Genomic DNA, 12,073 nt, shown 5'->3' on the forward strand with positions numbered 1-12,073 from the left:
CTAAGCCTTCGGATGTGACCGGCTTAGCGTTTTTTCTTACTCTAAGCCCAATAGTCCAAGTGGCATAGCCCGAACCAACCGGTCATTCAACTTCCTGTTGTTTCAGCGGTCGTAATGAATTGAGAGACGTATTCTGCCTAAAATTGAATTTGTATTCGCCTAAGAAATTGATGTGCTCCCATCCGAGTGGAGAAATATGGTTTAGTAGTTCTTCTTGAAGCTTTCCTTGCTTTTTGCGGTGTTCTGTTGCTTGCTGGAGATAGACGGTATTCCAAACGCTAATTGCATTGATGATAATGTTCAACGCACTTGCCCGTTGGAGCTGGTCTTGTAGCGCCCGTTCTCGCAGTTCGCCATGTTTGCCGAAGAAGATCGCTCTGGCCAATGCATTCATGGCTTCCCCTTTGTTCAACCCACGATGGATTTTTCGTCGCAGCGCCTCGCTTGAAAGGTAATCCAGGATGAAGATCGTTTTCTCGATACGTCCCATTTCTCGCAGCGCGGTAGCCAAGCTGTTTTGTCTTGCATAGGAACCGATTTTCCCCATAATGAGTGATGCTGAAACGGTACCTTCCCGGATGGAGTAAGCCAGCCGAAGAACATCATCGTAGTTTTCCTGGATGATCTTTGTATTAATCTGTCCGCGCAGCAGCTTCTCCAATTTAGAAATATCGGAAGGTTTCCCGATAGCGTATAGCTTGGAATCAGCCAAGTCGCGCAAGCGAGGCGCAAAGCGAAATCCAAGCAGATGCGTTAAACCGAAGACTTGATCGGTGTAACCGGCTGTATCCGTATAATTCTCCTCGATGGCCAAATCCGTTTCATGGTGGAGCAAGCCGTCGATGACGTGTACGGCATCCCGAGCGTTTGTATTGATGACTTTAGTGTAGAACGTGGAAAATTGGTCGCTCACGAACCGATAAATCGTAGCTCCTTTTCCGGTTCCGTAGTGGGGATTCGCATCTGCATGAAGCGCCGAAACTCCGATCTGGACGCGCATTCCATCAGATGATGAGGTCGTGCCGTTCCCCGAATAGGAGGGCAGCGCTAGCTTGTGATGAAAATTAACAAGAACAGCCTGCGCTCTATTCATTGCGTCTTCGTACAGCCGCTATTGCGCTGTATTGGCCATTTGCCTATATGAAATGCTCGGCGTGGCTTCAGCCATCTTTGTAAGCCCCAATGTTCGTTCCCATTGCCATAAGCGTAGCCATTAGGATCGTCGTTTCTTCCTCGTTCGGAACGCGGTTACTGGAAGCGTGAATAAACTGCTCATGAAAATTCGTCCAGTTAGCTACTTCCATGAGCAGATCCGTTAGCTTGATTCGTGGCAGCAGCTCATAGAGGGAAAGGCTGAAATTCCGGGATTCATCGGGAACATCTTTCTCCAATCGCTCGATGTGTAATTTCCCGTTCTCCACATTAACGCCGTCCAGCTCGTCGATGTGATCTGAAACCCAGTTTAATCTTTGAAGAAGTGATTCAGTCCGTTCTTCAATATATTCCTTTGTGGACAAGCAGACGGCAAGCTTTGTAGAGCTAGGATCGATACCATTCCAATCAGCTTTCGGTACAAGGTATTCCTCGAAATCCTTATACTGACGGCTTCCGACAATGGATACGTCCCCGGAACGAACGTAATTGCGCAGCTCTGTCAGAACGGCCATTTCATAATAATGCCGATTGATCGTTCCGTCATCATCGTAGACGTGCTTTTGCCAACGGTTTGAAACGAAATTTAGCGGTGCGCCTTCCGGAACTTTTCGTTTCCCAGTTTCATTCATATCCCGGATAATATCGACCGTCTTCATTAACGGCTCAGCCGACTTAGCTGACCAAATTCCAACGATTTTAACAGCGTTGGCGTGTATTTCCGGAGCACATAGAACTTCTTTTCCAGTAAGTCCAAATAGTCGTAATCGACGGGCCGCGCCAGCCGCTTGGCTTCCTCCACAGATGCAACGAGCTGATCCCACGGCATGATAGCTTCAAGCGCAACAAATGGATCAACGCCATCACTTCGGGCTTTGATTAGGGCCGCCCCAAGATCGGCAAAGTGAACAACCTTTTCGTTGATCGATTTACCGTTTTGCTTTTGAAGTTCTTCTTGGGCTTTTCTCCCTTTGGAGAGCAGTATCATGATCTACCGGTCATGAATCTCGAAAGCCAGGTCTGTCAAATCCTAAATCAGCTCCAATAGGTACGCTACTAAAATCGCGTACTTTTTCGGATCATTAAAGCGACGGAAGGAGTGAGGTTCGTATCGCCGAACCAATTTTAGAAAGTTGCCGCAGCCGGTTCGGATGAATGCCTTTGGTATCGACTTGTAGTTGCAATTCACGTATGTATTCGAGTTTTTCAATAATCTTCAAAAAAGAATCCGGAGAGTTGGTACCGGGAATTTAACTTAACCATGCTAAGTAGGTTTTGCTGCTTTCCGGCATGGTGGTCAAGACGCGATCCAGCTTAGCAATCTGTATTTCTGCCAGTGAGCTACTGAGCAGCTTGAATATTTTTTCTTCTGTTCGTTTGCAAGTCTCCCAAACTGCTCTTTCAATCGTAGCCATCGAAGGAAGTATCATTCTACGCTTACGTAAATCTTCGAGTGCGAGTTGTATCAAGTGTAAAGGATTTCCATTCGCCATTGCATGGTTAAAAAGATGCTTGCACAATGAACGATACTGACTCAAGGTAAACGTCTGGTAGCCATATTCCTTCCTTATTTCCTCCAAATGCTCGTATTTCGTGGCTTCTCGTTCCGCCGTAAGATGCAAAAGACTCCGTATCGGCGTAGATTTGTTTTGCGATATAACGAAGGACCTGAACTGGTACTTCCTTTACGTCAGAAAGCGTCCAGCCGATATAGCGAAGTACGCACAGCTGAACGGCAAAGCCGATTCGATTATAATCTCTTCGCCGCTGCTGAATGATTTCAAGGTCATGCTGAGTAAATGTGAAATAGGTACCCAATTCCCATTCGCCGAGATCAGGCGGTATTTGCAAATATTGGAGCCTTTCCTCCGGAGTTAGCAATTCCCTTACTCTCGCGTACATCGTTCTCATCCCCTTACTGCCAAGCTATTTTTTCCACTTCAGATTGCAGATCCGCACGAATCGCTTTAACGTAAATCATCGTTGTATCCAGACTATCGTGTCCCATAATTTGCGCCAAGCGGTGCAACGGCGTGTTCTCAGCCATAACATACCCGAACCTGTGCCGTAGATCGTGAGCGCTCAATCCTTCGAGCCGCGCAGCCGCCGGTTAATGGTCGCGGGTTTCAATTCCATTACTTTTTGAGCGGCTTCCCGGTATCGTGTTAATGTTGGAGTAGCTACATCTTCAATTCGAAATATAACCTCTTCCTCTTGGTGGTCGGCTGTCTCAAACCAACCGATAAAATGTTTCAAATCGCTTGCGTACTCTTTTAGTGTTTTGGGATTCAAATCTTCGTGGGTGGTGAGAGCGTGAATGAAGTCCTGAATCGTCTGCTCGCCCTGTTCCGAAATCCCAGTTGTATCTCTCATTTGCAAAGCCTCCGAATATTGAATTACATTAGCGGACATCAAGCATAGGTTCTGAAATACCTAATGACCGCTAATGTTAATTAGCGGCCATGAATAAAAAAAGGGAGATTATTCATGGCCGATTGCGCTTGCAGGCAGATTATTACATTGGTGAAATAACGTCAAAGGTGTTTGAGGATCCGATTTTCTTGAATATAATTTTTATACTTGTTGCCTTCCTTCCACAGGAAGGCTTTTTCTCTTTCCGTTGTTATTGAGACGCTAAGTGTCCCGAATGTCAATGAATATAAAGTTATGAGGTTAGGGGGGGTCTAAAGCGGGGCTCCAGCCTGATTTTTTCTTAGTTTAGGCTAATATCCGTATCGCAAAAATTCGTTTTAACATTTTATGTAGGGACTACTAATGTCTGGGGGTGTGATGGCGGATGTCTTCGCTCCAAAGGTTTAAAAGGAAGATGAAATACGGCGTCAAGGAACTGAGTGAAGGAATCCAATTTTTGCGCAAAGGCAATCCTAAAAAGGCAGAACACGAGTTTTCAGATTCCCTCCGTTATTTTCAACAGGCGTTAAAATTATTAAACGTGCTTAATTTGCAGGGACCTCCTGGTCCGTCTGGACCTGCAGGTCTGCAGGGGATACAAGGAGTATCTGGCGCACAGGGACCTCAGGGGCCTCAAGGAGAACAAGGATCTCAGGGACCTCAGGGGCCTCAAGGAGAACAAGGATCTCAGGGACCTCAGGGGCCTCAAGGAGAACAAGGCCCTCAGGGACCTCAGGGGCCTCAAGGAGAACAAGGATCTCAGGGACCTCAGGGGCCTCAAGGAGAACAGGGATCTCAGGGACCTCAGGGGCCTCAAGGAGAACAGGGATCTCAGGGACCTCAGGGACCTCAGGGGCCTCAGGGGCCTCAAGGAGAACAAGGCCCTCAAGGCCCGCCTGGAACTCCAGTTTTAACAGGAATTGGGGATCCTACGTGCGCAATTGGCAATTTGGGAGATATTTATATTGACCTTTCCACAGGGAATACATTTTACAAGCTCTCTCAACCTGTTCCTCCCCCGGTCAGACCTATTCCTGCTCCAACCGGTATCACAATCCCGGTAGGTTCAACGCGGACGTATACCACAATTGATGCGGCTTTAGCTGCTGCTAATCCTGGTGACAGACTATTGCTTGATGCTGAGACCTTTACTATTACATCCACTATCAATGTTAACACACCGGTGACGATTGAGGGTCAAGGAATAGGACTCACTATTGTAACCACTACCCTGAATACCGTGACCACTATGTTTAATGTGACAGTATCGAATGTTGTTTTTCAAAATATGTCTATCGTCCAAAATTTCCCGGAGGTATTGAGCATTGAGACCGTTATTTCATTAAATAATTTGTCGGCAACAGGTATATATGTCGACCATTGTGAGATTTCAGTATGCGAACTTGGTATCTCCATTAAAGTAACGGAATTCCAAATAACAAATTGTAGATTTACCTATGCACCTCTTGCTTCACGTCCCAATGGATACTACTATATCATTATTTCCTCTACTTCTGGACAAAGCATTATTGACAATAATACATTTGTATCTGACGCAGGTAATTCTGATTGCAGATTTATCATCATTACCAATATAGCTGTTAATTCAGGGACACTTCAAGGGAACTTGGTAGTAAGCAATAATACACAACTCGTCTCTCCCTTTACTTTGCGTCATTTGCTAGTGATCGAGGAATTTATCGGTACAAATTTTGGTTTGTATTTTATTAACAACACTACAATTAATGAGGGAAATGTCCCTGTCTTACTATTTAACGCAAACTTAAATATTTTTAAATTTATAGCGGCTTATGGAAACAGTGTTCAAAACACTGCAGGAAAAGGGCTCATCGGAATTGACTCAAGTTATATCGGTACAACCAATATTTTCAGTTCAGGCAATACAATTGCAAATGAATTTTTCACTTCGGGATGGGCTTCTGCAACCGTTCCGCCTAGTTTTATTGTGGGCTATAATACAACAGCAATTCCGACTGATCCTAATCTTCCATTAAATAATTGTTACTGGCTAATGTTGATTTCATGATGTATAGCTATACATTAGAACTCAAACTATGTAAATCACCATAATTTCATCTAATATGGGGTAATGCCAGCGTAGTGACAGCAACGCTGGTATTGCCCCATAATTGCCCTTGTGCTGCATTTCTTAGTGTATGGAAAATCGGCGATTTTATTGGGTTTTACTCCCTTAACGTGCGAAATCCGTGTTTTGTTGGCGGAAGCCCTTAGAGTAATAAAAAACGCTAAGCTGGTAACATCCGAAGGCTTAACGTATATTTTCGTTAAAATGTTGGCGGGACCCCTTAAAGAAGGAAAGAGTCAGGAGTATACTTTAGCTATGCAAATGAAAGCGCAATCAAAAAAGAAACACATAAGGGGGATATAAACCAATGAAAAAAACTTACAAACGTTGAAGTGCAGTATTGCTAGTGCTTACCATGTCCGTTGGATTGGCCGCTTGTGGCTGGGATAACTCAAACTCCTCTGAAGCGAAGGCGGGAGACGGAACGATCAAATTGAAGGTATATGCGCAGCATTTCGATGACAATACCGCAAAGCCGTTCGATTATGCAGTGGAAGAGCTCAAAAAGGAAATGCCAAATGTCGAGATTGAACTGGATTCTGCTGTTCAGGACGGATACCAGAAGCTGAAGACTTATGCAGCAACGGGAAATATGCCGGATATCTATTTCACGGATTGGCCGACCCAAAGGTAGCAGCCTTCCTTGCAACAAAATCAGCCGAGTACAGATATACCCAACTTGGAAGTCCAATCATTTCGCCTAAGGTCGATAAGCAAATTGCCTCCAATGTTCCAGCAATGATGCAGCGGGTCGCCAAAGAGTTGCTGCCAAACGCCCAAAAATATGCTCAACTTCTGAGCAATACAAAAATTCAGAACGTAATTAATGACAATACCCAGAATCTGATGGTGAACAACTTCTCGGCAGAGGATTTTGTGAACAATTTGAACGGTTCATTGGAGAAGGAAAACTGATAATCCAGGGACAAGGCAACCCTTGGCGGCTTAAGTCGCTAGGGGAGGCTGTTCCGAAGATAAGGGATGGAAGCAAGACATGAAAATATTTGGGGAACAAACCGGCGCTGGCACTGTTTCTGCTCCCTGCTTTGATCCTGTACAGTGTGATCCTGATTTATCCGGTTCTGCAGACCGTTCTTCGTAGCTTTTATGATTGGGATGGCCTTAGTACGCCGACCTTTTTCGGGATTGAGTAACTACCGGGAGCTGTTCTCCGATCCTCTACTTGCCAATTCGCTTCAGAACGGATTGATCTTTGCAATTGTGCTGGCGGTCTTTCAGATCGGCTTGGGAACTCTATTGGCGCTGATCTGTGCGGACCCGCGTACACGCGGGCGGAAAATACTGAAAACAGCTTATTTTATCCCGGTGGTTCTATCCGTGACCGTGGTATGCCAACTGTGGATTGCAATCTACGACCCGACCAACGGACTGATCAACCGGCTGTTCGATCTCTTGAATATCCCATATCAGCAAAATTGGCTGAGCTCTCCGACAGCTTCAATCATTGCCATCGCCTTCGTTAACGTCTGGCAGTTTATGGGGTATCAATTCTCGCTGCTATATGCAGGGGTAAAACCAGTACCCGAGGACTACTTTGAAGCCGCGACGATTGACGGCTGCAGCAAGTGGAGGGCGCACCTGCATGTCACGCTTCCTTTGATGAGGGAAACGTACAAATTCTGCTTTATTATTGCGATTACCTCTGGAATTGGTGCCTTTGTGCAGATGCTAATTATGACAAACGGAGGACCTGGTACTATAAACTATACATTGACATTCATGATTTATCGTTATGCCTTTATGGAGAGCAACTATGGCTATGCATGTGCTGTATCCGTGTTGCTTGTGCTGATCTCGCTGTGGCTGTATCTGATTGTTTCCGTCTATCCGTTGTTCTGGATGGTTTCCTACTCGTTGAAGAACAATGATGTGATTTTCGTCACCAACCCATTCGGATTACCAATGCATTTTCGTTACGAAAATTATATCAATGCCTGGACGCAATTGAATGTTCCCCGTTATTTTCTGAACAGTCTTGTCGTATCGATGATCTCGACTCTGTTCATCCTTTTGCTGGCTCTGATGTTTGCCTTTGCAGTTGCTCGCATGAGGTGGAGGTTTCGTTCTGCCATACGGACATATATGATCATAGGAATGTTTATGCCGCTACAGGTTATTATGATACCACTGGCCATTTCTGGTTCGAGATTTTCACCTTACGAATACATATGGAGCTCTTATTCTTCCCTATATCGCAATTGGACTTCCTTTCTCGTCAATGGTTTTCTTTGGTTTTCTTGTAGGAATCCCTAAGGAGATCGAAGAGGCGGCATGCATAGATGGAGCTAGTATTTATAGCCTGTTCCTGAAGATCATTTTGCCGCTTGCCTTGCCTGCAATTGCGACTGTAGCCATTTTTCAGTTCTTGAACAACTGGAATGAGTTCACTTTGGCCTATATTCTGATTTCTGATGAGAATATGAAGACCTTGCCGTTAGGTTTGCTTTTCTTCCAAGGCTCCTACAGCACGGATTGGGGGGCCATGGGGGCTGTTATGACTATAGCTTCCCTGCCGATGGTACTTGTCTATCTATTCTTGAGTGAACAAGTGGAGCGGGCGATGACAGTAGGTTCCACCGCGAAAGGATAAAAGGAATCAGGTTGAAAGCCCTTAGGAATCCGCTTGTACAACCGTCGAATTCATGTGGCCTGTCAGTCGTTGTGGCGGGAAAACCGTTTGCACCGGTGCAATGATAATAGCAGCGAACAAGACTTTGATCAGATCTCCGATAACATAAGGATAGAAACCCTGAATCATGGCTTCGGAGAACGACATTTTATAGGCAAAGGCAAGCCAGGGCACACCTGAAACATAGATCAGCATTGAACCAAACAGCTCCAATACGATAAAAGCCAGGAAGTAACCGAAGAAGCCTTTCAGTTTGATTCGAGCGAGTAGCCATCCAATCAGGAGAGCGGATATGGGCCACATCATGACGTATCCTCCTGTAGGACCCAGTAGAACGGCCAGCCCTCCGGTTCCATGCAAAAGAGGGAAGCCAAGTGCAGTCAAAATTACGACCAGAGCAATGCTTAGAAAACCGTACAATGGGCCCAGCAATCCTCCAGCCAGCATCACGGCAAGAGTTTGCAATGTAATCGGGACAGGCGAGAAACCGATCGGAATGCTTATGTATCCGAAAAGGACCAGTATGGCCGCCATGAGTGCGCTAAATACAGTACCTCGCAAAGATAATTTCATGTTTGAACACTCCTTTCGATTTTGGTAGTCTTATTGTTAACCAAATAAATATAATTTGGTTAACGATTTGGATCGTACCACAAATGAATCAAAAGGGAAAGGACCCATTTGCGATGCAAAACGTTATACCATTAATCACGCTGGAGAATGCTCGTGTTCATTATGAGTCAGAGTCTGGACGTGTTCGTAAGGCGGTTGATGGAGTTTCCCTGAAATTGCATGCCGGAGAATGGATGAGTGTAGTAGGAGCCAATGGAAGCGGCAAAAGTACGTTGGCCGGGCTGTTGATTGGGTTCACTCCGTTATCCGGTGGAGCAAGGCAGGCTTCTCCAAAACTTGTCGTTCGTGGAGTCCTGCAGCAGCCTGATGCGCAGATATTCGGTGACACCATTGAAGAGGAATTTCACTTTGCCCTGTCGCCATTGCTTGGATCCGTAGACGAACAATTACGGCGTAGAGAACACGCATTACATACCGTAGGGCTTGACTTTTCGCCGGGTGCGGCAATCTCACAGCTTTCTGGAGGGCAAAAACAATTGCTCAACATTGCGGTAGCGCTGGCAGCCAAACCGGACGTACTCATTCTGGACGAGCCAACAGCCATGCTGGATACCGGTGCGAGAGAACGAATGGAAGCCATTGTGCATGCTGTTGTCCGCGAGGGGACGGCGGTAATCTGGATTACGCATCATCTGGAAGAAGCCACCTTTTGTGATCGAATCATTGCTATGGAGCGAGGACGTTGTGTGTATGACGGAGTGCCTTCGTCCTTCTTTTATGGGCGTGAGAAGGAGGTGATCCTTGCCAAAGAAGATGAGCAGCGATCACCTTGTGAGCGACTTGGGCTTGATCCACCTTTTACTGTGCAAACGGCGCTCCTGCTGAAGCAGCAAGGCATGCTCCGTCATGCCACTCCACTGCGACCTGAGCAGCTGGTTAAGGAGGTAGCCTGTTGCATATCGAATTGAATCATTTAAGTGTAGCAGCGCCGGAACCCCATAAACGTGCACTGCTTCAGGATGTGTCCGTTACAATGAACAGTGGGGAAATCACCCTGCTGGTGGGTTGCACAGGGTCGGGTAAAACTACGCTGCTGCAAACGATAGCTGGCCTAAAACCACCAAATGCAGGGAGTATTCTGCTGGATGATGAGCCCTTCTGGCAAAACGGAAAAGTGCCGCAGTCTATTCTTTTGCGGATGGGGCTGGTATTTCAATTCCCGGAGCAACAACTGTTTGCCCGCAGCGTTCAGCGTGAATTCGCGTATTCTCTGCGTCCATATCGATTTACCGAGGAGCAAAAGAAACGCCAAATTTCCAGTGCCCTTGAACAGTGGGACCCGCCAGCAGGCAAAGAGTCGGAGCGGCAGTTCAATCTGGACAGATCGCCATTTGCACTAAGCGGAGGGGAACGAAGAAGACTTGGTCTTGCATTGGGAACCGCTGTCGAGCCGCATTGGCTGCTTCTGGATGAACCCAGCGTCGGATTGGAAGCGCAAAGTGTAGTGCTTCTGCTCAAAGCGCTGGATCAGCATCGGCATGCAGGTGGGGGAGCCGTTGTGGCTACGCACGACTTGGATACGTTTTTGCCGCGTGCGGATCGGGTTCTTTTGCTTCGAGAAGGGTGTCTGATCGCTGATCTGACACCCAAAGAAATCCATTCACGGCCAGACCTGCTGCAGCAGGCTGGGCTTGGGCTGCCACCTTCCATGCGACTGGCACAGCAATTCGCTGTGGCAGGTATTGAGCTGCCTTTTACCGCATTGACGCCGGAGGAGATGGCTGAACATATTGTTTTTTTCAGGTTACATGGATGGGATATGGTGCAGGAGCTCAAGCCGGATGATGAGCTGCGTGCAGCAGAAAAGATGGAACAGGAAAAGGTGCATACCAATGAATCGGCAACTTCTGCACTGGCTCAAGGTAATGTAGCCGCAGAAATTATTAATCTGGCATCAGCGGACAGCCAGGCAGTTTCAAGCATCGGATTGTACGGTGCCATCGACCCGCGTCTCAAATGGATTTTGTATATTTTGCTCGTAACTGCGTCGATGCTTCAACATCGCTGGCTGGGACTGTCATTCACATTGGTGCCAGTAGCGCTGGCACTAGCTGCTCTGCCTCGACAAGCTCTGGCTGGCTGCGTGAAGTTAATGAAGCCGTTATTGTTGTTTTTTCTCATATCCACGGTTTTGTCAGGAACAACTCTTTCAACAGAAAGGGGCAGTCTCCAGTTCGGTTTCTCCCTGATACAGGCGGAGGCTACTTTGCTGAATGTGTACCGCTTGTTAATTGTTACCTTGGCCAGTCTCTGGTTTTCGCTGACTACGCCATATGGACGCATGGTGGAAGGATTGAACTGGGTGCTTGGTGTTGGCAAAAGATTGAGGCTTCCCGTTACCTCGTTTGCACTTGCCGTATCGTTAATCTTTCGGTTCATTCCGATGATCTGGAATGAATGGCAGCGATTTTCGCTGATTGTCCGGGCACGCGGCAAAGCTGCACTACGACCAAACACGGTGCGGGTGCGGGATCTTGGACCGATGGTGATTCCCTTGCTGATGTCGCTGTTTCAGCGTGCGGAGGACATGACGATCGGGATGGAAATGCGGAAAGTTAAAGAGCATTCCCTGCTAGGAACACGTTCCGTCTTGCTGGTATGGTCCAAGCGGGATACGATGATCTGTATCACAGGCCTTATTGTTTTTGCATTATTTATATCCATTCGGAATCTCTGAAGAAGAAAATTATTGCGACAGAACCAAACCTGAATCAGAGCCTGAAACGCAGTGCTTTTCAAACATCATGCATAAATAAATTCGTTTTTGCTCAAAATAGGCTTGCTTTGATCATCTCAAAGCGGATAGGGAGGGGCAACGATGAAGGATAAATTTTTGCAGGAAGAAAAGCAAGAATATACGGATGTATCTACGGTGGAGTCACAGCGAAATGATCTGGTTCTCGAAGAGTTCCCTGAAGGTCCTTACGGTTCAGCTCTGATGTCTGAATCTCTTGGAAAAAGCTCGCCGTGGCGAGTAGATCAGAGAACCGCGCATCGTTTTGATTATGAAAATCATGAGTTGCATGAGGAGGAAGTTCGGGATTATCCCGGCCAGGACGTTTATGACGAATCAGTTCCCAATAACGTGATCAAACCTTAATACCCACAATGATTAGTCA

The 12,073-nt window shown here is 46.6% G+C and carries 9 protein-coding genes and 2 pseudogenes; 8 read left to right on the forward strand and 3 right to left on the reverse strand.

The features are described 5' to 3' along the window. Window positions 1–82: 82 nt before the first annotated feature. A pseudogene (locus NST83_RS11980) lies at window positions 83–3,054 on the reverse strand (Tn3 family transposase). 13 nt (window positions 3,055–3,067) lie between these two features. Beyond that, window positions 3,068–3,525: pseudogene (locus NST83_RS11985) on the reverse strand (tyrosine-type recombinase/integrase). Window positions 3,526–3,949: 424 nt separating this feature from the next. Between NST83_RS11985 and NST83_RS11990 the strand changes: the two are divergent. The 5 genes from NST83_RS11990 (at window position 3,950) to NST83_RS12010 (ending at window position 8,282) form a co-directional block, all read left to right on the forward strand. Then, entirely contained in the window at window positions 3,950–5,611 is a 1,662-nt protein-coding gene (locus NST83_RS11990) for a collagen-like protein (RefSeq protein WP_342417744.1), read from the forward strand. 406 nt (window positions 5,612–6,017) lie between these two features. Beyond that, complete coding sequence (locus NST83_RS11995) at window positions 6,018–6,305, forward strand: hypothetical protein (protein ID WP_342417745.1); 288 nt, start codon at window positions 6,018–6,020, stop codon at window positions 6,303–6,305. After that, a complete protein-coding gene (locus tag NST83_RS12000) occupies window positions 6,287–6,586 on the forward strand; it encodes a hypothetical protein (RefSeq protein WP_342417746.1) in 300 nt (99 codons plus the stop codon). Before NST83_RS11995 ends, NST83_RS12000 begins: the two co-directional genes overlap by 19 nt. Window positions 6,587–6,787: 201 nt before the next feature. Continuing rightward, entirely contained in the window at window positions 6,788–7,945 is a 1,158-nt protein-coding gene (locus NST83_RS12005) for an ABC transporter permease subunit (RefSeq protein WP_342417747.1), read from the forward strand. Next, complete coding sequence (locus NST83_RS12010) at window positions 7,884–8,282, forward strand: carbohydrate ABC transporter permease (RefSeq protein WP_342417936.1); 399 nt, start codon at window positions 7,884–7,886, stop codon at window positions 8,280–8,282. Before NST83_RS12005 ends, NST83_RS12010 begins: the two co-directional genes overlap by 62 nt. A gap of 21 nt (window positions 8,283–8,303) precedes the next feature. On the opposite strand, the gene NST83_RS12015 is transcribed toward NST83_RS12010, so the two are convergent. Further along, complete coding sequence (locus NST83_RS12015) at window positions 8,304–8,894, reverse strand: biotin transporter BioY (protein ID WP_342417748.1); 591 nt, start codon at window positions 8,892–8,894, stop codon at window positions 8,304–8,306. A gap of 83 nt (window positions 8,895–8,977) precedes the next feature. Between NST83_RS12015 and NST83_RS12020 the strand changes: the two genes are divergently transcribed. From NST83_RS12020 to NST83_RS12030, 3 genes are all read left to right on the forward strand, one after another. Further along, window positions 8,978–9,862, forward strand: a complete 885-nt coding sequence (locus tag NST83_RS12020; RefSeq protein ID WP_342417749.1) for an ATP-binding cassette domain-containing protein — start codon at window positions 8,978–8,980, stop codon at window positions 9,860–9,862. After that, window positions 9,847–11,631, forward strand: coding sequence for an ATP-binding cassette domain-containing protein (locus NST83_RS12025; RefSeq protein WP_342417750.1), 1,785 nt, complete (start codon window positions 9,847–9,849; stop codon window positions 11,629–11,631). The genes NST83_RS12020 and NST83_RS12025 overlap by 16 nt, the downstream gene beginning before the upstream one ends. Before the next feature lie 141 nt (window positions 11,632–11,772). Further along, window positions 11,773–12,054, forward strand: a complete 282-nt coding sequence (locus NST83_RS12030; protein WP_342417751.1) for a hypothetical protein — start codon at window positions 11,773–11,775, stop codon at window positions 12,052–12,054. Window positions 12,055–12,073: the final 19 nt, after the last annotated feature.

Source organism: Paenibacillus sp. FSL R10-2782 (assembly GCF_038592985.1).
Classification (GTDB): Bacteria; Bacillota; Bacilli; order Paenibacillales; family Paenibacillaceae; genus Paenibacillus; species Paenibacillus terrae_C.